24 protein-coding genes are annotated in these 24,087 nt (G+C 42.3%); 11 read left to right on the forward strand and 13 right to left on the reverse strand.

Annotated features, from left to right (window positions below; genetic code table 11):
- Positions 1-94 precede the first annotated feature (94 nt).
- The 5 genes from F902_RS20615 to F902_RS20635 all read left to right on the forward strand — a co-directional run bounded on the left by F902_RS20615 (position 95) and on the right by F902_RS20635 (position 3,055).
- Positions 95-472 carry a cytochrome b562 gene (locus tag F902_RS20615; RefSeq protein ID WP_005206803.1) on the forward strand — a complete coding sequence of 126 codons (378 nt, stop codon included), beginning with the start codon at positions 95-97 and terminating at the stop codon, positions 470-472.
- Between the two features lie 168 nt (positions 473-640).
- Positions 641-1,486, forward strand: coding sequence for a methylated-DNA--[protein]-cysteine S-methyltransferase (locus tag F902_RS20620; RefSeq protein WP_005206804.1), 846 nt, complete (start codon positions 641-643; stop codon positions 1,484-1,486).
- Positions 1,473-2,210 carry a 2OG-Fe(II) oxygenase gene (locus tag F902_RS20625; protein ID WP_005206805.1) on the forward strand — a complete coding sequence of 246 codons (738 nt, stop codon included), beginning with the start codon at positions 1,473-1,475 and terminating at the stop codon, positions 2,208-2,210. Before F902_RS20620 ends, F902_RS20625 begins: the two co-directional genes overlap by 14 nt.
- Before the next feature lie 4 nt (positions 2,211-2,214).
- Positions 2,215-2,460, forward strand: a complete 246-nt coding sequence (locus tag F902_RS20630) for an Ada metal-binding domain-containing protein (protein WP_005206806.1) — start codon at positions 2,215-2,217, stop codon at positions 2,458-2,460.
- Positions 2,447-3,055 carry an alpha-ketoglutarate-dependent dioxygenase AlkB family protein gene (locus F902_RS20635; RefSeq protein WP_005206807.1) on the forward strand — a complete coding sequence of 203 codons (609 nt, stop codon included), beginning with the start codon at positions 2,447-2,449 and terminating at the stop codon, positions 3,053-3,055. The genes F902_RS20630 and F902_RS20635 overlap by 14 nt, the downstream gene beginning before the upstream one ends.
- 12 nt (positions 3,056-3,067) lie before the next feature.
- Here the strand turns inward: F902_RS20635 and F902_RS20640 are convergent, their stop codons facing one another.
- The 5 genes from F902_RS20640 to rsgA all read right to left on the reverse strand — a co-directional run bounded on the left by F902_RS20640 (position 3,068) and on the right by rsgA (position 5,977).
- The gene (locus tag F902_RS20640) at positions 3,068-3,556 is read right to left on the reverse strand and encodes a hypothetical protein (RefSeq protein ID WP_005206808.1); all 489 of its coding nucleotides are present in this window, start codon (positions 3,554-3,556) and stop codon (positions 3,068-3,070) included.
- Positions 3,557-3,644: 88 nt separating this feature from the next.
- Positions 3,645-4,103 carry a protein-export chaperone SecB gene (gene secB, locus F902_RS20645; RefSeq protein ID WP_004655889.1) on the reverse strand — a complete coding sequence of 153 codons (459 nt, stop codon included), beginning with the start codon at positions 4,101-4,103 and terminating at the stop codon, positions 3,645-3,647.
- Between the two features lie 32 nt (positions 4,104-4,135).
- Positions 4,136-4,396, reverse strand: a complete 261-nt coding sequence (gene grxC, locus F902_RS20650; RefSeq protein ID WP_004804307.1) for a glutaredoxin 3 — start codon at positions 4,394-4,396, stop codon at positions 4,136-4,138.
- A gap of 11 nt (positions 4,397-4,407) precedes the next feature.
- Positions 4,408-4,824 carry a rhodanese-like domain-containing protein gene (locus F902_RS20655; RefSeq protein WP_005206809.1) on the reverse strand — a complete coding sequence of 139 codons (417 nt, stop codon included), beginning with the start codon at positions 4,822-4,824 and terminating at the stop codon, positions 4,408-4,410.
- Between the two features lie 94 nt (positions 4,825-4,918).
- A complete protein-coding gene (gene rsgA, locus F902_RS20660; protein ID WP_004804309.1) occupies positions 4,919-5,977 on the reverse strand; it encodes a ribosome small subunit-dependent GTPase A in 1,059 nt (352 codons plus the stop codon).
- A 124-nt stretch (positions 5,978-6,101) separates the two neighbouring features.
- Between rsgA and orn the strand changes: the two genes are divergently transcribed.
- The 4 genes from orn to F902_RS20680 all read left to right on the forward strand — a co-directional run bounded on the left by orn (position 6,102) and on the right by F902_RS20680 (position 10,557).
- A complete protein-coding gene (gene orn, locus F902_RS20665; protein WP_005184949.1) occupies positions 6,102-6,662 on the forward strand; it encodes an oligoribonuclease in 561 nt (186 codons plus the stop codon).
- A 125-nt stretch (positions 6,663-6,787) separates the two neighbouring features.
- Positions 6,788-7,522: a Bax inhibitor-1/YccA family protein gene (locus F902_RS20670; RefSeq protein ID WP_004804311.1), complete on the forward strand. Its 735-nt coding sequence runs from the start codon at positions 6,788-6,790 to the stop codon at positions 7,520-7,522.
- A gap of 142 nt (positions 7,523-7,664) precedes the next feature.
- Positions 7,665-8,468 carry an enoyl-ACP reductase FabI gene (locus tag F902_RS20675; protein ID WP_005184938.1) on the forward strand — a complete coding sequence of 268 codons (804 nt, stop codon included), beginning with the start codon at positions 7,665-7,667 and terminating at the stop codon, positions 8,466-8,468.
- Positions 8,469-8,790: 322 nt separating this feature from the next.
- A complete protein-coding gene (locus F902_RS20680) occupies positions 8,791-10,557 on the forward strand; it encodes a tetratricopeptide repeat protein (protein ID WP_005206810.1) in 1,767 nt (588 codons plus the stop codon).
- Positions 10,558-10,614: 57 nt separating this feature from the next.
- Here F902_RS20680 and F902_RS20685 read toward each other — a convergent pair whose 3' ends face one another.
- From F902_RS20685 to F902_RS20720, 8 genes are all read right to left on the reverse strand, one after another.
- Positions 10,615-12,003 (reverse strand): efflux transporter outer membrane subunit, encoded by a 1,389-nt coding sequence (locus F902_RS20685; RefSeq protein WP_005206811.1) that lies wholly within the window; start codon positions 12,001-12,003, stop codon positions 10,615-10,617.
- A gap of 275 nt (positions 12,004-12,278) precedes the next feature.
- Positions 12,279-14,270, reverse strand: a complete 1,992-nt coding sequence (locus F902_RS20690; RefSeq protein ID WP_005206812.1) for a MacB family efflux pump subunit — start codon at positions 14,268-14,270, stop codon at positions 12,279-12,281.
- 1 nt (position 14,271) lies between these two features.
- The gene (locus tag F902_RS20695) at positions 14,272-15,615 is read right to left on the reverse strand and encodes a MacA family efflux pump subunit (RefSeq protein WP_005206813.1); all 1,344 of its coding nucleotides are present in this window, start codon (positions 15,613-15,615) and stop codon (positions 14,272-14,274) included.
- A gap of 108 nt (positions 15,616-15,723) precedes the next feature.
- Positions 15,724-16,554, reverse strand: a complete 831-nt coding sequence (locus F902_RS20700) for an SIR2 family NAD-dependent protein deacylase (protein WP_005206814.1) — start codon at positions 16,552-16,554, stop codon at positions 15,724-15,726.
- A 42-nt stretch (positions 16,555-16,596) separates the two neighbouring features.
- Positions 16,597-17,592, reverse strand: a complete 996-nt coding sequence (gene holA / locus F902_RS20705) for a DNA polymerase III subunit delta (RefSeq protein ID WP_005206815.1) — start codon at positions 17,590-17,592, stop codon at positions 16,597-16,599.
- A 9-nt stretch (positions 17,593-17,601) separates the two neighbouring features.
- Positions 17,602-18,111 (reverse strand): LPS-assembly lipoprotein LptE, encoded by a 510-nt coding sequence (locus F902_RS20710; protein ID WP_004804322.1) that lies wholly within the window; start codon positions 18,109-18,111, stop codon positions 17,602-17,604.
- An 88-nt stretch (positions 18,112-18,199) separates the two neighbouring features.
- A complete protein-coding gene (leuS, locus tag F902_RS20715; protein ID WP_005206817.1) occupies positions 18,200-20,824 on the reverse strand; it encodes a leucine--tRNA ligase in 2,625 nt (874 codons plus the stop codon).
- 143 nt (positions 20,825-20,967) lie between these two features.
- Positions 20,968-21,309 carry a DUF4124 domain-containing protein gene (locus F902_RS20720; protein ID WP_005206820.1) on the reverse strand — a complete coding sequence of 114 codons (342 nt, stop codon included), beginning with the start codon at positions 21,307-21,309 and terminating at the stop codon, positions 20,968-20,970.
- A gap of 508 nt (positions 21,310-21,817) precedes the next feature.
- Between F902_RS20720 and F902_RS20725 the strand changes: the two genes are divergently transcribed.
- Positions 21,818-23,542 carry an acetolactate synthase 3 large subunit gene (locus F902_RS20725; RefSeq protein WP_005206822.1) on the forward strand — a complete coding sequence of 575 codons (1,725 nt, stop codon included), beginning with the start codon at positions 21,818-21,820 and terminating at the stop codon, positions 23,540-23,542.
- Entirely contained in the window at positions 23,542-24,033 is a 492-nt protein-coding gene (ilvN, locus tag F902_RS20730; protein WP_004804329.1) for an acetolactate synthase small subunit, read from the forward strand. Before F902_RS20725 ends, ilvN begins: the two co-directional genes overlap by 1 nt.
- Positions 24,034-24,087: the final 54 nt, after the last annotated feature.

Here is a 24,087-nt window from a genome sequence, read left to right on the forward strand (position 1 = left end):
TAAATCAGCAATTGCCATTGATGCTCTAAAGTCAAAGCACGATGTTTTGCGTCAATAAATTAAGCATAGCCACAGTTTTTGATAGGATATCCGAATGATTAAAAAAACTTTAGCCACCGTTGTGATGTTATCCGCGTTTGCATTTAGCCATACGGCAATGGCTGCGGGTTTAGAAGATGACATGAAAACGCTGGGCAAGAATTATAAAGCGTTTAACCAAGCTGCAACGCCACAGGCTGCAACCACAGCTTTGGATAATATGCGTGCTGCTGCGACTCATTCAAAACAGTATAAATTGGCGCCGAATACCACTGAAAAAGTGCCAGCCTCTACCGCTTTATTTGACCAAATTATTGTAGAAATTGATAAAGCCAAATTGCTGGTTCAAGCGGGCAAGCTGGATGACGCCAAAAAGCAAGGCAAAAAGATTGCTGAATTACGTGACCAAGGGCATAAATATTACACCCATTAAGCGATAAAGGTCGTTCATCGACATGATAGAGCTGTACTTCCAAGAAGTACGGCTTTTTTATTGATCTTGGAGTGGATAGAAAGACAAAGGTGAGACTGAGCATGATTCAGATTTTCATGGAATGGCAAAGTTGCTACAGTGAAAACATGAATGATGAGAGGTGATGATATGTCCTCACAACAACGTAATTATGAGCGTATTGCTCAAGCGATTGACTATATTCAACAGAACTTTCAGCAACAGCCACAATTGGATGAGGTCGCTGCACATATTCATTTAAGTCCAGCACATTTTCAGCGCTTATTTACTGAGTGGGTCGGCACCAGTCCGAAAAAGTTTTTGCAATATATTAGTGTTGAACATGCCAAGAAAATTTTAAAACAAGAGCAGGGCAGTATTTTTGATGCAACCTTTGCCACAGGACTGTCCAGTACCAGTCGATTGCACGATCTATTTATTCAGATTGAAGGTATGACCCCGGCCGAATATAAACATGGTGGACAGAGCCTGACGATTCATTATCAATTCGCAGAGACCTTGTTTGGTGAAGTGCTGATTGCATCTACACATAAAGGCATTTGTGCGCTGAGTTTTGTGGACAATCAGGCTGATGCTTTGCAGCAGTTAACAGCACAATTTCCTCAGGCCGTGATTATTGAACAGATCGATGCATTTCAACAAAGTGCGTTAGCCTTGTTTCAAAAAGAGCAACCACAATTGGCAGAGATTAAACTGCATTTAAAAGGCACCGAGTTTCAGCTTAAAGTATGGCAAAGTCTGCTCAAGATTCCGATGGGGCAGCTCTCTACCTATGGTGAGTTGGCAAAGGCGATTGAACATCCCAAAGCCGCACGAGCGGTCGGCACAGCCATTGGCAGTAATCCTGTAGCATTTCTGATCCCGTGTCATCGGGTGATTCAGTCTACAGGGGCTTTTGGTGGCTATGAGTGGGGAACATTGCGTAAAACAGCATTGATCGGTTGGGAAGGTGTGCAAACTCATGCAGCCATCTGAATTGACACAAATCCAAACCGTGATTGATAAGATTCAAACAGCGGATTGGGATGATATTACTGAGCAAATGCACCAACAGGGCTTTGCCCTGATTGAGCAGGTTCTATCGACCGAGCTATGTGAAATGCTGAAACAGGCATATCCGCAAACCGAACTGTATCGTAAGACCGTAGAAATGCAGCGTTATCGTTTTGGTCGAGGTGAATATAAATATTTTACCTACCCATTGCCGAATCTGATTGAGCGGATACGGCATGAGATCTATCCCTATTTGGTACCAATTGCCAATGCATGGTTTCGGGTGCTGAAGTTAGAACACTCCTTTCCATCCTTTCATCCTGAATTTCTACAGCAGTGCCATCAACAGGGACAAACGTTGGCAACACCACTGATTTTGAAATATGGACAAGGCGGCTTTAATACGCTTCATCAGGACTTATATGGTGAGGTGTATTTCCCGATACAGCTAGTGATTGTATTGAGTCAGCCGAATGTGGATTTTAGTGGCGGAGAATTGGTTTTTACCCAACAAATTCCTAGAGCGCAATCCAAAGCTATGGTGATGCAACCACAGCAGGGTGATCTGCTGATTTTCACCACCCAATTTAAACCTGAAAAAGGCAGTCAAGGCTATTATCGGGTGCAGATGAAGCATGGTGTCAGCCCAATTCACCAAGGGGAGCGCTATAGCTTAGGCATCATTTTCCATGATGCGGTGAGTTAGTCTGATGTGGAGACATTATGAGTTAACGCAGACCGAGTTACATCAGAAACTGAAACAGCACCAGATTGTATTTGCAGGCAATGCACAGCTTAAAATTTATGGCCGTTTGACCTGTGCTTCAGGGAAGCGCATGCTGAAAAACAATCGGGTATTTTTTGTCGATGAGCAAGAAGCAATTGCACAAGGTTTCCGACCATGTGGACATTGTATGCAGCAAGCCTATAAGAAGTGGAAAGATGCAACTATTTGATATTGAAGCTGATCCAAGTCAGAATCATTTGCCTTATGACGGCACGGTACAGTACTACGGCAAAGTGGTGCAGACCGCAGCGGCAGATCATTATTTTGATCAACTGATGCAGACCATTGCATGGGAAAATGATCAGGCACTGATCTTTGGAAAGTTATTGACGACTAAACGTAAAGTAGCGTGGTATGGAGATCGACGCTTTGAATATACCTATTCCAATATGAATAAATATGCTTTGCCGTGGACACAGGAATTACTGGAGTTAAAACAACTGGCCGAAAGTTTAACGAGGGAGACATTCAACTCTTGTTTGCTCAATCTTTACCATAGCGGTGAAGAGGGGATGGCGTGGCATAGCGATGGTGAAACGGATTTAAAAAAAGATGGCGCGATTGCCTCATTTAGTTTTGGTGCCGAGCGTAAATTCGCATTTAAACATAAGCAGAGCAAAGAAAAAGTCGAACTTTATTTAGAACATGGTAGCTTATTGGTGATGAAAGACACCACGCAGACCTATTGGCTGCATCGTTTACCACCGACCAAAAAAGTCAGTACGGCACGGGTGAATCTGACCTTTAGAACCATTGTGGAATAAGGCTACTCAATATTAAACATAGTGATAGAGCTCAACATCTGAAAACGTTGCATTAAAAGCCTCAATCAAGCCATTAATCTGCTCAGTTTGGTCGGGAACCAGCATCCAATAAGGATTTTCATTCGAGATCAGCAGCAAGGCCAGACCATGTTGTTCTGCAACCGCATAGATATTGTCAAATAAAATCGCATAGATATGTTCAGCAAAATCAATTTCATTCTGCTGTTCTGGGGCGCTCTCTGCATATTCAGCAAAGATTTGTTCAACCTCAGCTTCAATACGATTATTCAGTTGTTCAATATCGACTTGGGCTTGTTGTAGTTGATAGCACTTGTCGGTGTCATTGTCATAGTATTCTTTTAACTCAACATATTGAATGTTGGAATGTAAGGTGTTGGCCCAATTGATAAATTGATGAAAATCGTGTGCATGAGCAGGATGAGGAACCTGTGTTAGTTCAGGAAAGACCTGTTGGCATAGCGGATAAAGTGTTGTGGTCATGGTTTATTCTCGTTTTATTCGGATCTTTTTTATTATGATAAAAAAACCACAGCAGTTGCTGTGGTTTTTTTGATTCACGGCTAAAGCCTTATGCTTGACCTTGCGCATCTGCATCCGCTTGTAGGCGTTGCATGTTTGCTTCAAATTCAGCATCAAAGTTGATTGGTGTAAGCAGCAATTGCGGGAAGCTACCTTTAGTCACTAAATCATTCACTGCTTCACGTAAGAACGGGAACAAGATATTTGGGCAGTAAGCACCTAAGATGTATGGGAGGCGATCTTCTTCTACACCATCAACCAAGAAAATCCCTGATTGAGTTACATCAACGATGAACGCAGTTTCATTTTCGTTGTTTGCTTGAACCACAACTTTTAAAGACACTTCATAGTGAGTTGGATCAATTTTTTCTGCTGCAGAAGATAAATTGATGTTCAGTTCAGGTTGCCATTGCTTGGTAAAAACTTGTGCACCTGGAACTTCAAAAGAAATGTCTTTGGTATAGATACGTTCTAACGCGAGTTGTGGTTGAACTTGTTCTTCGCTCATTGTTTTTCCTTAAATCTTGGATTTAGATGTTGTTAAGCTAATAATTGGTCGAGTTTCCCTTCACGCTCTAAAGCATAAAGTTGATCAAAACCGCCAATAAATTGGTCTTTGATAAAAATTTGAGGCACAGTACGGTGATTGGTACGTTGCATTAACTCAAGACGAACTTCTGGTGCTTCATTAGAAAGATTAATTTCTTTATAAGCAACGCCTTTACGCTCAAGTAATTGTTTTGCGCGTACGCAATATGGGCAAGAAAGCGTTGAATAAATGGTGACGTTTTGCGTAGTCATTTTATCTCTCCTTAAGCTTTGGTTTTGCTTTTCACTAAAGGTAAGCCTTGAGCTTTCCAGTTGCTAATACCGCCGTCTAAGCGGTAGCTGTCGGTATGACCAACTTTCTGCAATGCTGAGCCTGCAACCTGACCTAAGTTACAAATGAAGACCAGTGGACGATCACTTGCTTTTAATTCATCGATATGACTTGTAATCTGGCTGTATGGAATGTTACGACTGCCACTGATGTGTCCATCACGGAAATCTTTTCCATCACGTAAGTCGATCAAGATGGCATTTTTTGCCTTGACCAAAATACCTAGAGATTGTGGTGAAATTTTACGACCATTGCGTTGCCCTTCTAAAATAAAGAACAACACGATTAACACGCCGAGCGTACCAAATAAGAAGGGGTGATTCCCCATAAACTCTAACCAGCGTTCCACAAGTCACCTAAAGTTAAAATCAAAATTGACCCTGAGTATAACTTATCTCAATGGTGATCAAAATCTTTAGTTCAAGGGCAAGCAGCGAAGAAAATTAACTTTTTTGCTGTGCTTCCTGAATTTCATCCAGTAAACGTAAATAGCTGTCTAAACGGCGCGGCAAAATTTCGCCAGCATCAACCGCTTGTTTCAGCGCACAATTTTTCTCATGGGTATGGGTGCAGTTACGGAACTGGCATAGCCCTAAATGCGCTTCAATCTCTGGAAAACCGGTACGAACCTTTTCTAAACTGAGATGCCACAGCCCAAATTCACGGATTCCTGGGGAATCAATCAACGCACCGTTTGTTCCAAATTTAATCAAACGTGTCGATGTTGTTGTGTGCTGACCCAGTGCTGAGTTCTCAGAAATGATATTGGTTTTCTGTGCTGCATCGGGAACGATGGTATTAATCAGTGAGCTTTTTCCGACACCTGATTGTCCAACGAAGGCAACGGTTTCATTGTCAATGCGATTTGAAAGCTCAGATAAATCACCTTGCGAATGACAAATCAAGGTTTCATAGCCTAAAGATTCATATTCACTGAGCAAGGTGAGAATCGGGTCATTTTCAGTGAGTAAGTCGGATTTATTCAGCACCAGTAATGCTGGAATATTGGCATCGGCACAGGCCACCAGATAACGGTCAATTAATGTTGGCGCTGGTTCTGGTAAAGGTGCAAATACAATCACAATTAAACTGATATTGGCTGCGACGGGTTTCACTTTGTGATAACGGTCGGGGCGAGTCAGTAAAGATTGTCTTGGATAAATCGCCGTGATAATGCCCAAGCCCGTAATTGGATCAGCCTGCCATTTAACTCGATCGCCTGTGACCAAAAGTTCTAGGTTGGTACGGGTATGACAACGCCAAACACTGTCGAGTTCAATCGGTTTCCAGAACGGTTCTGGCTCACCTTCAGCCACTTGTGGTTTTTCAGGGTGCTGTTCAGGCACAGATAAAGCTTGTACTTCGAGTTGACGACCATAATGCTGAACAACCAGTCCATCCAGATCTTGCGATGTGTCAATGTCGTCTTGACGTGATTTATGCTGTTTCTCAATACGACGCTGCTGTTGTTCGGTTAAACGACGCTTACGAATTAAAGCCATTCATATCCCAAAAAATCCACACTTTGAAGACCGCAAAAATAGCACGAAGCCACTATAGAATTACAGCCAAGATGTAATTAATTTGCTACTATTGATGTTTTTAAGCACTTTAGAATCGCCATCCATGAGTAGCACCCCTGATACACGATTAATTTGGATCGATCTGGAAATGACAGGTCTTGATACCGATAACGACAAGATTATTGAAATTGCAACAATTATTACAGATGACCATTTGAATATCTTGGCTGAAGGACCTGTTTTAGCGGTACATCAATCTGATTTGATTCTAAATGCGATGGATGAGTGGAATACCAAGCAACATGGCCAGTCGGGTCTGATTGAGCGGGTACGCCGTAGTAAACTTAAGGCTCAAGATGCTGAACAGCAAACCCTTGAGTTCTTAAAGAAATGGGTGAGTCCAAAATCATCACCAATGTGTGGTAACTCGATTTGCCAAGATCGCCGTTTCTTGCATCGTTTGATGCCTGAATTGGAACAATTCTTCCATTATCGTAATTTAGATGTGTCTTCGGTGAAAGAGTTAGCGAAACGCTGGAGACCTGAAATTATGAGTGGTTTAAAGAAAAATGCATCTCACTTGGCGATGGATGACATCCGTGATTCGATTGCAGAATTGAAATACTACCGCGAATACTTTTTTATCATGAATAACGATAAGTAATCGATTATTGGGTAATACATAAAAGGAGCTGAGGCTCCTTTTTTAATGCGTGAAAAAATTTGGGCTTGCTCAAAAAATCGCTTAAACTCGATGTTTAATTGCAAACTATAAAAAAGAGAGCGTACATGCAAAGTACTAACCCTATTTTAACACGGGTAGAAACCTATCAAGATTTGGCTGAGCCAATGACCATTCAGGGTGCGATTCAAAAATCCGTCCTGTTGACGGTGATTGCAGCTGTTTTAGGCATGGCCTTATTTTTCTACTGTGCGATGACAGCAAATCTTTCGATTGCCTATGCTGCAACAATTATTGGCGCAGTCGGTGGTTTAATCCTTGCCTTGATTACCACATTTAAATCCAATACTGCACCTGCTTTAGCGATTCCTTATGCTTTATTTGAAGGGGCATTTTTAGGTGGAGTATCGTTTATTTTCCAGTTGAAATATCCAGGTGTTCCTTTACAAGCATTACTTGCGACTTTCGTGACCACATTGGTTTTATTTGCCTTATATAAATTCCAAGTGATTCGTGCCACTGAAAAGTTTAAAGCGGTTGTGATTTCTGCCTCGATTGCGATTGCTTTGGTATTTGTGGTGCAAATCATTTTACGTTTGGCTTTTGGTTCAAGTATTCCTTATATCTTTGAAAGCAACTGGTTGGGTATTGGCTTTGCTGCCTTTGTTGCGGTGATTGCTTCATTAAATCTAATCTTGGACTTTGACTTGATTGAAAATGCGGCTGCACAACGCGCACCAAAAGCATTTGAATGGATCTGTGCCATCGCCTTATTGGCAACTTTGGTGTGGATGTATTATTCATTCTTGCGTTTATTGAGTTTGTTACGCGGTGATGATTAAGTTCTGATTCAAGTAAAAATACAAATCGTCTTCAAGTGAAGGCGATTTTTTTATGCAAGATTGTAAAAAAGATGGTTTATGCAATTCCGCAATGCGCTGATTATTGGCATCATGTGGTGAAAATTTTTCGAGTGAGAATAAGATGTCACAAGGACTTTTAGCTGGTAAACGTTTTTTAATTGCCGGTATTGCAAGTAAATTATCGATTGCTTTCGGTATTGCTTCTGCATTACACCGTGAAGGTGCGGAGCTTGCGTTTACTTATCCAAATGAAAAGCTGAAAAAACGTGTCGATGATTTTGCAGCACAGTTTGGTTCAACACTGGTTTTTCCTTGTGATGTTGCTGTTGACGCAGAAATTGACAATGCTTTTGTTGAATTGGCAAAACACTGGGATGGTTTAGACGGTGTGGTACATTCAATCGGTTTTGCACCTGCACATACGCTTGATGGTGACTTTACTGATGTAACGGATCGTGAAGGTTTTAAAATTGCGCATGACATTAGTGCCTATAGCTTTATCGCGATGGCTCGTGCAGCGAAGCCATTATTACAAGCGCGCCAAGGTTGTTTGTTGACTTTGACTTATCAAGGTTCTGAGCGTGTGATGCCGAACTATAACGTGATGGGGATGGCAAAAGCATCACTTGAAGCGGGTGTTCGTTATTTAGCATCAAGCTTGGGTGTAGATGGTATTCGTGTCAATGCAATTTCTGCGGGTCCAATCCGTACTTTGGCAGCTTCAGGCATCAAGTCTTTCCGTAAAATGTTAGATGCCAATGAAAAGATTGCACCACTAAAACGTAATGTGACGATTGAAGAAGTGGGCAACGCAGCATTATTCCTTTGCTCGCCGTGGGCTTCGGGTATTACGGGTGAAATCATGTATGTTGATGGTGGCTTTAATACGGTTGGTATGAGCCAAAGCATGATGGATGATGAATAATTAGATTGCTCTAATTTATTTAAAAAAGCCGCTTTTATAGCGGCTTTGTTTTTTAGCAACATAGTAGAATTCTAAAACTATAACTCATCTTTTGAACTCATTTATTATGTTTTTCTATACTGTTAAACCATTGTTGCATTTAAATTATATAGGGAAGTCAATTTCATTGGGGATTGTTTAATTTTAATTTAATATCTCATGCTACCTATTTAAATAGCTTTAGAATGAAAATAAATTAGATGAAATGTTATTGTTCTAAGTTTCTGATAATGTAATATTTAGGTGGAATAAAATGAATAATTATTAATACTTAGGGGGAATAATGTTTTGGTTAATCGTCGTTTTTGTTGTTGCAATTATGATTTATTGGGGAGTAGACCGAATTGAAAAATCAGAAAAGCGAAAACAAAATACTCAATCAAGTTTGGAACATGAACTTCGACAACAACTTATAGATGCTGATATTGAATATACCGAGGAATCGTTACAGGCTCTAACGCAGAATTATCAAATTTATCACAGCGCATTTGCCTATTTTGATGGTGATGGCGTGCCACAAGATTATAAAAAAGCTTATGAACTCTGGTCTGAGGTCGCTGAAATTTTTCCCTTGTCGAATGTGTTAATGGGTACGATGTCACTGGATGGTTTAGTCGCTGAGAGAAATCCTAAACTTGCCTTGGAATATTTTCATAAAGCGTTGGAATTAAATGAAGAATGTCATGAAGCGATGTTTCAAATTGCTCGATTGTATGAGCTCGGAGAAGATGTTGTTCAAGACAACCAATACGCTTTTCAGTTGTATCAAAAAGCAGCTGATCTAGGTAATGTAGATGCTGAAAATCAGTTGGCGTGGGCTTTTTACGTCGGGTTGGGCGTTACTAAAAATCAGGTTAGGGCGTTTATTAAATGGTTGGCATTAGCCGAGAATGGACATGTAGATGCACAGCGATTAGTTGGAATCTGTTGTTATTTTACGGGGCATGGCACAAACCAAAATTTTGAACAAGCATTTTATTGGATCAAGCGTGCAGCTGAAAGTAATAACCTTGAGGCAATTGCAAATCTAGGTATGTTGTATATGTATGGCTTAGGAACCTCTGTTGATTTTTCGCAAGCTCAGCATTGGCTACAAAAGGCTGTTGATCAAGGGCATATACAAGCCACAATTGATCTAGGTAGTGCATTGCTAATGGAAAATGACTTGGATAGGGAAAATGTTCAACGTGCAATTGTATTATGGGAGAGCATGCTTGACACAGAAGGTCATCAGCAAGTTATAGATAACTTAGGTTTATTATATTTATATGGTTGTCAAAGCATTCAACCAAATGCACATAAGGCGTTCCCTTATTTACAGCAAAGTGCTGAGTTAAGTAGCTTGGCTGGTTCTGTTGGCTATGCAGTATGTTTGGTTGAACTTGAGCCTAGCCCCGAGAATATCCAAAAAGCACAAGGATATATTCAGAAAACATTGCTTGATTTAGAACAGTTCCAAAGTTCTGATATTTCTCAACAATCGATACTGAATTTATTGGGGTTGGTATATATTGAAGGAAAAGTTTTTGACAAAGATATCCATAAAGCACTGGACTATTTTGAAAGAGCCGCGCAATTCAATCATCCTTCATCACAATATCGACTCGCAACACTTTATGCAGAAGGCGTAGATGTTCATCAAAATGATGACAAAGCATTTTTCTGGTATCAAAAAGCAGCGCATGCTGGTGTGATCGAAGCACAAAATAATCTAGGGGCATTCTATGCTTTAGGGCGTGGTGTAACTCAGGATTATGAACAAGCCTGTTATTGGTTCATACAAGCAATGCAAAAAGGGGATGCTTCTGCAATCAATAATATGGGAGAAATGTATGAAAATGGATATGGAGTAGAGCAGAATTATTCAGAAGCTTTTACCTTATTCGAGCAAGCAAATAAGAAAGGCAATATCGACAGTAGTTTTAATCTTGGCAATCTTTATTACTATGGTCGTGGGGTTTTAGCAGACCAAGAAAAGGCGAAAAGCTATTATCAGCAAGCCGCATCTCAAGGTTTTGAAAAAGCGATACAGCAATTAGAACGCTTATGAAGAATATAAAGCCGATATTGAGTATTTAAAATATCGGCTTTACACGTTTAGATGGGATTACTCTTTAACAGGACTTCCACCCATGGCTTGCATTAAGGTCACATAGGCATTGTATTGATTCTGCTTGGTTTCCACCAAGCTGAGTCGTGCATTACGTGTGGTTTCCTGCGCATCCAATAAGTTCTTTAATGCAATCGCACCATTGCGATAACGCACTTCGGTTAAACGTTCTGTCTTATCTGCCAGCTCGACATTACGTTGCTGCAACTGCACTTGCTGATTGAGTTGAGTGCGATTAGATAGCGCATTTTCAACATCGGCAAAAGCTTGATACAGCGTTTGACGGTATTGAGTAATAGCTTTTTCATACTCAAGATCACTGATCGCAATATCTTTTTTCATATCATTATATTGAAGAAAGGGTAGGCTGAGACTTGCACCGAGTGTCAAAGCTGGATTCTTTAACAGTTGAGTCAAAGACGTGCTTGAAGAACCAACATTCCCAGTCAAATTGATTGAAGGGTAATAGCTGGCTTTAGTCGCATCTTTATTTGCTAAGGTCTTACGCAAGCGTAACTCAGATGCTTGTAGGTCTGGGCGGCGCGATAAAATATCAGCAGGGAGTCCGACCGCGATATTCGGTAGGGCATTGCGAGGTAACTGCGCAGGCTCTTGAATATTCAGTTGTTGTACTGGTTCATGCAGCAGGACTGCAAGCGCAGTTCGTGCTTCAACACGCTGTTGTTCAATCTGACTGAGACTGGCTTTTTGGCTTTGTACCGATTGTTCAGCTTGGGTGAGGTCCAAACCAGATACTGCACCTGCTTTATATTGCGACTGTACCAAAGAGTAGGTTTTTTGAGTTGAGGTGAGATTCTGCTGAATAGTTTGATAGCGTTCATTCAGATAGCCCAACTGCCAATACAGTTTTGCTGTCGTGCCAACCAAGCTTTGTGCAGTCGCTTGTAAATCTTGCTCAGAGGCTAAGGCTTCCCATCGGCTTGCTTCAGTTTGACTGGCAAGCTTGCCAAATAAATCGAGTTCATAGCTAACGCCAACGCTAGTCGATAAACCACGACCAGAGCCATCGCCAGAACGCAGATCATAATTATGACCTGCGGAAACGCTAGAACTGGTTCTAATCCCTTGTTTATTTTCAGCCAGACCTGCTTGTAGTCGGGCTTGTTGCAGAGTAATGCCTGCGACACTTAAGTCACTATTTTTAGCGAGCACTTGATCGACCAATTGATTCAATTGGGCATCGTTAAATAGCGTCCACCATTGATCAGTTAGATTCACATTTTTACTTTTCTGTGCATCGTACTGGAACTGCTGTGGCACTTGGACAGTTGGTGCGTTATAGGGTGTTTTAACCACAGCAGAACAGCCAGCTAAGGATGTGCTGAGACAAAGTGCAAGTGCGATTTTATGTTGTTTGAATAACATTGATCGTCATTCCCTTAATAATTTGAAAGAGCATGATTATCGAGACAGTGTCTTATCGAGTTCTCATCCATTTCCAGTTTAAGCCTTCGGCTCGACCTACCTTACGAAACGATGTTTCTCATTTCGGGAAAAGTAGGCAAAACCATCGTCATCCGCAAAACCTGTTCTATTTTTTTCATTTATCTAACTTCTCGCAGAAACAATATCTTGTTGATACCACGCAGGTTGCGGATGACATTCCCGAGTATCTTATTTCTGAGATCAATTTTTGCTGGTTATTCTCTCGCTAAAGCAGCAACTGGATCGAGTTGTGCCGCATTTCGTGCTGGCAAGAAGCCAAATACAATACCAATCATGCTTGAGCAGACAAAGGCTGCAACAATTGAAGTGGTCGAATAACTCATTTCAATGATGCCTTTGGCAAAGTGTCCGATGATTTGTCCAATCCCTAAAGAGAGCAGTACACCCAAGATACCGCCTAGTAAACAGACCAGAATTGCTTCAATCAGGAATTGCTGCAAAATATCACTTTGTCGAGCACCAACCGCCATACGTACGCCAATCTCTTGGGTTCGTTCAGTCACAGAAACCAGCATAATATTCATAACCCCAATACCGCCAACGACTAAAGAAATCACAGCGATTGCAGAAATTAACAGGGTCATGGTTGCAGTGGTTTGCTGAATGGTTTCACGAATACTGTCAGAGTTTTGGGTAAACACATCTTGAGCACCGTGACGTTGTTCCAGCAAGGTTAGAATCGCGTTTTCAGCAGCGCTACTTGGGTATTCATCTTTGATACGCACGATGATGCTACGTACATTGGATTGCCCCAGCATACGGCTCATGACCGTCGAGTAGGGCAGGTAAACATTCAGGCTGTCTGAATTTCCCATAAAGCCTTGCTGGGCATCAATCACGCCGATAATTCGACTTGGAACACTACCTAACAGTAATACTTGACCGACAGGATTGGTGCCATCTGCAAAGAAGGTCTTTTCAGTATTGGTATCAATCACCACATCTTGGGCACGTTCAGTCACACTTGCCTTATCGAAAGGCTGTCCTGATTTAAAGGTCATACCACGGACATAGAAGAAATCAGAACTGACGCCATTTACCGTTGCCGCTGCCTCAGTATCTTTATAACGCAGGGTTAAACTGGTATTGGCAGAAGGACTAACCCCATCGACATAGGGTTGTTCTGCCAGTGCTTCGGCATCGGCAGGGACTAGTGTTTTGACTTGTGAGGTCCGTGAGTTATCACCAAAGCCACGACCTTGATACACGGTAATGGTATTGGTGCCCAGACTACTAATATTTTCTAAAATTTGCTTCTGCGAGCCATTACCTAGCGCCACTACGGAGACCACGGATGCAATACCGATAATAATCCCGAGCATGGTCAAAAAGGTACGCATGCGGTGCGCATTCATGGCAAGCAATGCCATACGGAAGGCTTCACCAAGACGGTCGAAGAACGAACGCCAAGCAGAGGTTTTCTTCTGCGGGTTACGCTCTAAGGTTTGATGCTCCAGTTCGGGGTCATTATGTTCAGGCGTGTTGGCGTGGTCGGAAATAATATTACCGTCGCTGATCTCAATAATTCGGGTCGCATTTTTCGCGACATTGAGATCATGGGTGACCAGAATAATGGTATGGCCTTTGGCATTCAGCTCACGCAAAATGCGCATTACTTCGACACCACTGTTCTTATCCAATGCACCTGTGGGTTCATCGGCAAGAATCACATCACCACCATTCATCAACGCACGTGCAATCGACACTCGTTGTTGCTGACCACCAGATAGCTGGCTTGGGCGATGATGCAAACGTTCTTCTAACCCTAGTTCGGATAGTAGTTCAGCAGAACGTTCTTGGCGAAGATGACTGTCTACACCCGCATAAATTGCAGGAACCTCAACGTTACCTGAAGCACTGAGATCACCCAATAAGTGATAACGCTGGAAAATAAAACCAAAATATTCACGGCGTAATTGTGCCAGTTCATCTGGTTCTAATTGGCGTGTTTCTCTACCATTGACCTTGTAACTTCCTGCGCTGGGCTTATCAAGACAACCCAAGATGTTCATCAAGGTGGATTTACCCGAACCCGATTGCCCGACAATCGCAACCAACTCACCTGCATAAATTTTTAAATCAATGCCTTTGAGAATCTGTACGGTGCCTTCACCCGCAGGAAATTCACGGGTGAGCTGACTGACCTCAAGCAGTGGTTGTGATGAATGTGTTTGATTTTGAGTCATATTACATTCTCATTGCACGTTGATTGCTACGTTTGGCTGCTTCATTTGAACTGTCTGAGGCATCTGCAATCACCACTTGATCACCTTGTTTTAAACCTTTAAGCACTTGTGCGGTGACACGGTTATTCAGGCCAATCAATACTGGTTGCGGCTGAGCCGTACCATCAGCTTGTAAGACACGAACCATACCTGTTGATGCTTTACCTTGAGCAATCAGCGCTTTTTCTTCTTCACTGAGCTCTAGGCGTTTTGGACGTTGTGTCTTGTCAGCATCCGGTTTTTTCGCTTGATCAGCTGATGAAGCACCATTGGCTTGACCACCCTTAGCACGGTTACCACGTTGAGTTTGGATGGCTGCCGCAGGCACAGTCAGTGCATTTTTTGCTTCTGCCAACACAATATAAACCTGTGCGGTCATATCAATACGAAGTTTGCCGTCTTCATTCGGTACATCAAATAAAGCGTTGTAGTACACCGCAGCATTCGACGTTGATGAACTGCTGCTACTGCTGGTTTCGGTATTAATCGAATTTGGTGCAGGTTCCACTTGGCGCAATTTAGCGTAATGTTTTTTATCGCTATTGCCTAAAGTGGTGAAATACACGGTTTGACCTTGTTCAACTTTCATGACATCGGCTTCAGAAATCTGTGCCTTGATGGTCATGGTATCGAGTTTTGCTAATTTCACGATGGTCGGTGCAGTTTGGTTGGCGTTTACGGTTTGACCTTCTTCCGTCACAATCGCCACAATGGTGCCATCCATCGGTGCCACGATACGGGTATAACCTAAATTTTCTTTTGCCGTAGCCAAGGTTAGGCGAGATTGCTCGATTTGTGCATTAATCGAGGTAATTTGTGCCTGAGCTGTTTTAAAGTTTGCCAACGCACTTTCGAGTTCAGCACGCGAAGTGGCATCTTGGCTATACATGGCTTGTTGGCGTTTATATTCCGCTTCAACCTTGGCTAAATTGGCTTGCTGTACTGCCAACTGCGCTTGTTGATTTTTAATACTGGCATCGGCTGTTTTGAGTTCGTTCTCTTGGCGAATCGAGTCAATTTGCGCAATCAACTGACCTTGTTTGACTTGGTCACCCAATTGCACATACATTTTTTTCACCTGACCCGATACCTGCGCACCGACACTTACCATTTTGGTGGCTTCCAGTACCCCAGTTGCCAATACCGAATCTTCGATATCGCCGCGAGAGACTTCAGCGCTAATATATTGTGGTGCTTGAGCTTTAGGTTTGAAGAACATCCATCCGAGCGCTGCAATGATCAGCACCCCGATAGCGATCATAATGATTTTACGCGGTTGGATTTTTTTTGCGTTTGTTTTTGGCATGGCAGCAGGTCAAAAGTGAAAAACTGGACTTAGTATAAAAGTGAAATAAGGATAAAGCGTGAATATTTTTAATCTAGAATGAGAATTATTTGCTTTTTTGCCGATAAGTTATTCTATAAAAATCTGATAAATACTACGCACACCTTGTTCGGCAGTTGTTGCAAGGGCGATGCCACCTGATGTAGGGAGCGTATATTCACGTAGGTTAATTCGAATCAGACCTGGCGCAAATTGCTCACTAAAATAACGTACGGTTGGAATGGCTGTACCAGCGCCCATTTCTATCACCACAGGGCGCTGATAATCTTTTAGAAAAGCTTTTAAGCGTTTTGCCTGCAGATCATGTTGGTGGCTTAACCAACGCATATCATTGAACATTAAGATATTCGGTCGTGCCAGACCGCCACAGTGCGGACATTGTGGTAACTCTCCTCGCAATTGACAGTCTTGATGATTGATTTCTGGTCTTAATTCATCTGCGGACCAAATGGTCTGTGTACACGCGTCCAGACATTGCAGATGATGAATCGAACCATGACATTCATAAATGTGATCAGGATTAAATCCCGCTTTTTGAAATTGGCCATCGACATTCGAGGTAAATACAAAAGTAGGGAGTTCTAATATTTCTGCCAGTTGCTTCAGTTGTAGAAAGCCTGAATGGGGTGTGGTCTGACGATACAGTGCCAAGCGATGCCCGTAAAATCCCCAAGCCAAATGTGGATGCCGTTTAAACGCGGCTGGATTGGCAATTTCGGTGAAATCGATGCGTTGTTTACCTAGCTCGGGATAGGCTTGCCACATGCCCTGATTACCTCGAAAGTCAGGTAAACCCGAATCGACGCCCATACCAGCACCTGCACTGATGATCAGGCTGTCGGCTTGTTGGAATAGATTTTTGATCTGCTTGATTTGGTCGGGGCTTAAATGGAATGACATGCGTTGATCCATTATTTTTATTATGTGATGAAGATGAATGCTCTAAGCAGGTTGAGCAAACAGTGTAGTACCACACAGTTCAGCTAAGGCTTGTAGCATCAGCTGTTCTGGATTTTCTTTGGACATACCTTTGATCGCAGCATCAATACGCAACAATAAATCAGACCAAGTTAGGAATTGTCGCGGATTTAAACGACGTAGAGCTTGTTGATATTGTGATACTTTGGTTTTCCAGATCCCAAGTTGAATCGCATTATGTGGCTGTTCAAATAGCTGCATCAGTAAGCGCATTTCTTTGCTTAGGGTCCATAAAATCAGACTATCAGGCTCACCCGCAGCGATTAGATATTGGTAAATCTTGACTGACTGCGCCAAGTTTCCAGCAAGCAAGGCATCACTTAAATCATAAGTTGTATAACGCGATTGGTCCTGTAAGCAGGAATACAATTGTTCAATCTGAATCTGTTGGATATCGGGGAAAGTATCCGCAACCCGCATTAAACTGTTTTTAGCAGCCAACAAGTTATGTTCATGATGCTGCATCAACCATTGCCAAGCATCATGATTCAGTTGAATCCCCAGTTTTTCGGCTTCGATGCTTAAGATGCGTTGTCGATCTTGTGGGTAGGTCGCCGTCAGCGCAACCACAACACCATTGGCTTCGACCACTTGGAAAAAAGCTGATTTTAAACTGCTGCTGTCTTGCTTCGGTAAAACAATCAGTAAGAGGTTATGTTCATTATGTTGAATATAACTCTTAAGTAGTTTTAAGCCGTTGGCATCGGGTTTGATATTGCCATGTACTTCAATTGCAAGTTGTTGCGAAAATAGCGACAAACTGTTGAGCGCGTTAAAAACATTTTTCCAGTCATTGACACTACTAATGTCATAACGTTGGCGTTCAACGTCTTGTTGTTGCCAGCTTTTACGAAAAGTGTCGAGCAGATTCTGTTCAAGCAAAGGCTCTTGTCCGTGCATAATCCATGCACCGCGAGCCTCATCAACACGTTTTAACGCTTGAACATAATCTAGTTTCATAATGACAAATTAAGGTTGAGCTTTAGGTAAACGATTGGCTGCGATTTGACGCGTAATTTGCTGCGCCACATCATCAATCACAATACGGTTTAGATAAGCTTCTTGTTGGTTATCAGTGTTGACCGTTGCCACGTCGTATTGATAGGTACGAGAAGCGGTTAAGGTACGGGGTTCGGTAATTTTTTTGCCTTGGCGGTCTTCAATCTGGAAGGTCACTGTTAAACGTAACAACACTTCTGTCAATTTACCATTCAGTAATTGGCGGCGAGGGGTGTAATCCAATATACGAAGTACATAAGCATCATTGGCATTACTCAGTTGAACACCGGTCGCGCTGAGATAAATACTAAGCTTATTTTCAAGTTCGCTTGTACTCGCAGGCATGGCGAGCGTGAGTTTGTTATAGACCAGTGGCGCTGCTGTTGGATTACTTCCCTTTAGATGAAAGCCACAGCCGACTAAGCCTGCACTTAGGCCTAAAGTGAGTACGATAGCAGCTGCACGTTGCGCTAAGTGCATATTTATTCCTCGAATGAAATCTCTTCTAATCCCTTTTTCTTATAGAAGGGGGAAACCTCTCTTTTTTAAGAGAGGTTAGAAAGGATTATTAAACTACTAAGTTAACAAGTTTATTTGGTACCACAATTTCTTTCTTGGTAGGGCCAGTCAAGAATTGTTGCACTTCTGGTAAGGCTTTTGCCAATGCCAATAAATCATCTTTTGAGATATCGACTGCGACGTCTAACTTACCACGAAGTTTACCATTCACTTGTACAACAATCGTTTGTGTATTACGGGTTAACGCTGACTCATCCACTTGCGGGAATTCGATCGTCGTTAATTCCAAACCAAACTGAGTTAACAAAGTTTGACTCAAATGTGGTGCAAATGGTGCAAGTAAGGTGAGCAATGTGGTGATTGCTTCACGTGCAACAGCTACATCATTGTCATCTTTTGCTTCGAACTTATTGCTGGCATTGAGTAATTCCATCAATGCGGCAATTGCCGTGTTGAACGCATGACGACGTTCGATGTCATCACCCACTTTTTGGATGGTTTCATGGGTTTTACGACGTAAATCTTGCGCATCTTTTGATAAGTTTGCAGTATCGATCGCTGTTGCTTGATTGCCTTTTTCCAAGAAGCCTGCAGCCAAACGCCATACACGTTTCAAGAAGCGGTTAGCTCCTTCAACACCTGCATCAGACCATTCTAGTGATTGATCTGGTGGTGCAGCGAACATCATGAAGACACGAGCAGTATCTGCGCCGTATTGATCAATAATCGCTTGTGGGTCGATACCGTTGTTTTTTGACTTAGACATTTTTTCTTGTCCGCCAATCACAACTTCCTGACCATCACCTGAATATTTCGCAGACAGGATACGACCTTTTTCGTCACGTTCTAATTCGATGTCAGCAGGGTTGAACCAAGTTTTCTTGCCGTTTTCTGCTTCACGGTAGAAGGTATCTGCCAACACCATGCCTTGAGTGAGCAAGTTGGTAAATGGTTCATTACCTTGTACCACACCTTCATCACGCATCAATTTATGGAAGAAACGTGCATAAAGTAAGTGCAAGATTGCATGTTCAACACCACCGATATATTGGTTCACAGGAAGCCAGCTTTGTGCTGCTTCAGGTTTTACCATACCGCCAGTAAAGTCTGGAGATGCATAACGTGCATAGTACCAAGAGGATTCTACAAAGGTGTCCAAGGTATCGGTTTCACGACGAGCATCGCCACCACAGCTTGGGCATTTGGTTTCGTAGAATTCAGGCATCTTGTTCAATGGGTTACCAGAACCATCTGGAACCACATCGGTCGGTAATACCACAGGTAATTGATCTTCTGGAACAGTGACTTGACCACAGCTGTTACAGTTGATCATTGGAATTGGGCAACCCCAGTAACGTTGACGAGAAACACCCCAGTCACGTAAACGGAATTGAACCTTAGAATTTGCTAAAGCTTGTGGTTCTAATTTTGCAAGGAAGGCATCAAAAGCAGCTTGGAATGCTAAACCATCAAACTCGCCCGAATTAACCAATTTGCCATCTTTCGAGCCATACCATTCTTGCCATTCAGTTGCAGAATACGCTGCATCATCAGCACCTTGGGCATCGATCACTTGTTTGATTGGCAAGTTGAATTTATTGGCAAATTCAAAATCACGCTCATCATGTGCAGGAACCGCCATTACAGCGCCTGAACCGTATGACATCAATACATAGTTGGCAATCCAGACAGGAAGTTCAGCGCCAGTCACTGGATGCTTAACAGATAAACCTGTTGCCATACCTTTCTTTTCAGCCGTGGCTAAATCCGCTTCGGCAACTGAACCCATACGGCATTCTTCAATAAATGCTGCAAGTTCAGGATTGTTTTCAGCCGCTTTCAGCGCCATTGGGTGTTCTGCTGCAACAGCAACATAAGTCACACCCATCAAGGTATCCGCGCGCGTGGTATAAACGGTTAGGCCATCTGCATAGATTGCTGGATTCGCAGAAGGGAAGGTAATTTCCATTCCCGTTGAACGACCAATCCAGTTACGTTGCATGGTCAAGACCTGTTGTGGCCAGCCATCTTTTAACGTATCTAAATCGTCTAATAATTCTTGTGCATAGTCGGTAATGCGGAAGTAGTACATTGGAATATCGCGTTTTTCAACCAATGCACCTGAACGCCAACCACGACCATTTTCAACTTGCTCGTTGGCTAACACGGTCTGGTCTACTGGGTCCCAGTTCACGGTTGATAGCTTACGATAGATCAAGCCTTTCTTATAAAGTTGTACGAATAACCATTGTTCCCAGTGGTAGTACTCTGGTGTACAGGTCGCAAATTCACGATCCCAGTCGACAGACAGACCCAATTTTTTTAATTGGTCACGCATGTAGGCAATGTTTTCAAAAGTCCATTTTGCTGGTGCAACTTGGTGTGCAATCGCTGCATTTTCAGCCGGCAAACCAAATGCATCCCAACCCATTGGTTGTAATACTGTTTCGCCTTTTAAACGATGGAAACGGCTGATCACGTCACCAATGGTGTAGTTACGCACATGCCCCATGTGCAGTTTGCCACTTGGGTACGGGAACATCGACAGGATATAGCGATGTTTGCCCTCTACAGTGTCTGCAACTTTAAAAACTTTGCGATTGTCCCAGTCTTGTTGAACTTGAGGCTCAATGGCACTTGCTTGATATTCGGAGTCAATGTGAGAAGTCGTCATAGGGATATGCGATACAACAAAAAAGTAAAGTTAAGATTGCTGCACAGCATAGCGCAAAATTGTAGGAAATGTCAGTTTTTAGATCGGGATTTTATCTGCAAGGCCGCCGTGTTGAAGATGACCTTGCAGGTTTAGATCGCTATTTAGCGTTCTGATGTTGCTGGTGCAGGGCTTTGTGGTTTTACTGAGTTCGCTGGAGTAGATGGCGCTGTCGGCGGTGTTTGCTGTGTTACATTCGGTGTGACTTCAGGATTCGCTTGATGGCTTTGTTGATTCGTTGGATTGGTGCTTTGATGGCTATTGCCATACGTTGAAACTTTGTCCAAACGCTTTGCACCTTTGGGCGGCGGCGTAGTGGTGTAATGAGTAGAACCATTGGCATCGACCCATTTGTAATATTGTTGCGCATAGTTTTGGCTAGAACAAAGCAATAAAGTAGCGGCTGAAATTGTATATAAGATTGTTTTTAAATAAGATGTCTTCATATTTGATCTCCCCAAGAGAATGCTGAATATATTCGATCAAAGTGTCTAAATAAGCAGTTTACAATGCCTATTTTAAAGCAAAAAGAAAATAGTTTTTTGATAAATGGGCGTTTAACAAGACCAAATTATTCTGTGAAATGTGTTTAAAAAAACGGCAGCTAAAAAATATTCGTTAAAATCCTTTTCTTTGTTCTTGACATTGCTTATGAAAGAAACAAGAATGCTTTCTCAAGTTTTATATGTGTTTATTTGATCACCCTTCGAATAAATGTCATGGCTTGCAATGGACATTCTTTCTAGCCGAGAGAATGATTTTTTGAAATATGCTTATCCCAGCACATTTTGATTCGAGATGTCATCAAGTTTATACGGCTGATGAGTCTCAGAAAATTTTTCCTATTGCAGCAAAAACGAGTAGAATACGCACACTTATAAGAAGTGCAAAAGTTAATGAATGAACACAATTTATGTCTCCCATAAATTGTGCAAAATACTAGGGTGAATCACGTTGGAACTTTTATCTGGTGGTGAAATGCTCGTTCGTGCGCTTGCGGACGAAGGCGTAGAGCATGTTTTTGGGTATCCAGGCGGCGCTGTATTACATATTTATGATGCGCTATTTCAACAAGACAAAATTAACCATTACCTCGTGCGTCATGAGCAAGCTGCTGGTCACATGGCAGATGCATACTCACGCGTAACAGGTAAAACAGGTGTGGTACTGGTCACTTCTGGACCAGGCGCTACCAATACCGTCACTCCAATTGCAACAGCCTACATGGACTCAATCCCAATGGTGATTTTGTCTGGTCAGGTTGCAAGCCATCTTATTGGAGAGGATGCGTTCCAAGAAACCGATATGGTTGGTATTTCTCGTCCAATCGTAAAACACAGTTTCCAAGTGCGTCACGCGAGTGAAATTCCTGCAATTATTAAGAAAGCATTCTATATCGCTTCGTCTGGCCGTCCGGGTCCAGTCGTTGTTGATATTCCGAAAGATGCGACCAACCCTGCAGAAAAATTTGCCTACGAATATCCAGAAAAAGTGAAGATGCGTTCATATCAACCACCTTCACGTGGTCACTCAGGTCAAATTCGTAAAGCGATTGATGAGTTGATTACGGCTAAACGCCCAATGATTTATACGGGCGGTGGTGTTGTTCAAGGTAATGCATCTGGCTTATTGACAGAACTTGCACATTTATTAGGTTATCCAGTCACTAATACCTTAATGGGTTTAGGTGCTTTCCCTGGTAACGATCCACAATTCGTGGGAATGTTAGGGATGCATGGTACCTATGAAGCCAACATGGCAATGCATAATGCAGATGTGATTTTGGCCATTGGTGCGCGTTTCGATGACCGCGTAACCAATAACCCTGCAAAATTCTGTCTCAATGCCAAAGTGATTCATATTGATGTTGATCCAGCAACCATTTCGAAGACGATTATGGCGCATATCCCAATTGTGGGTGCGGTAGAACCTGTACTTCAAGAAATGTTGGCTCAATTGAAACAAATGAATGTATCTAAGCCAAACCCTGAAGCAATTGCAGCATGGTGGTCTCAGATTAATGAGTGGCGCAAAGTACACGGCTTACGTTATGAAGCAGGTCAAAATGGTGTAATGAAACCTCAGCAAGTGGTTGAGGCATTAGATCGTGTGACCAATGGTGAAGCCATCATTACTTCAGACGTTGGTCAGCATCAGATGTTTGGTGCGAACTACTACAAATACAAACGTCCACGTCAGTGGATCAACTCTGGTGGCTTAGGCACCATGGGTGTTGGCTTGCCATATGCAATGGCTGCGAAGTTAGCATTCCCAGATCAGCAAGTGGTTTGTATTACTGGTGAAGCATCGATTCAGATGTGTATCCAAGAATTATCGACATGTAAGCAATATGGCTTGAATGTAAAAATTCTCTGCTTAAACAACCAAGCCTTAGGTATGGTGAAGCAGTGGCAAGATATGAACTACGAAGGACGTCATTCAAGTTCTTATGTAGATTCATTACCTGACTTTGCCAAGTTAATGGAAGCGTATGGTCATGTTGGTATTCAGATTAACCATGCGGATGAGCTCGACGCTAAATTAGCTGAAGCGATGGCAATTAATGATAAATGTGTATTCATTAATGTCATGGTTGATCGCACAGAACATGTTTATCCAATGTTGATTGCAGGCCAGTCCATGAAGGATATGTGGTTAGGCAAAGGGGAGCGTACATAATGAGACATATTATTTCTGTACTCGTTGAAAACGAAGCTGGTGCGCTTTCTCGTTTGGTGGGATTGTTTTCTCAACGTAATTACAACATTGAGACACTGAATGTTGCGCCAACCGAAGATGAAACCTTATCTCGTTTAACATTAACGACATATGGCGATGATCACAAAATTGAACAAATCACCAAGCAACTGAATAAATTGGTTGAAGTGGTAAAAGTGGTTGATTTGTCAGAAGGTTCACACATTGAACGTGAATTGATGTTGATCAAAGTGAAAGCCTTGGGTGCAGCACGTGCGGAAATTAAACGTACAGCTGACATCTTCCGTGCCCAAATCGTTGATGTAACACCAACGACCTATACCATTCAGATTGCTGGTACAACGGACAAGATTGATGGTTTTATTGATGCGCTTGCAGAAAATACCATTCTTGAAGTTGTACGCTCTGGTGTATCAGGCATCGCGCGTGGCGAAAAAGTTTTAACAATTTAAGTTTTTAAAAACCCTCATCCCAACCTTCTCCCAGAGGGAGAAGGAGTTCCCTCT

The organism is Acinetobacter higginsii, from assembly GCF_000369525.1.
Lineage (GTDB): Bacteria > Pseudomonadota > Gammaproteobacteria > Pseudomonadales > Moraxellaceae > Acinetobacter > Acinetobacter higginsii.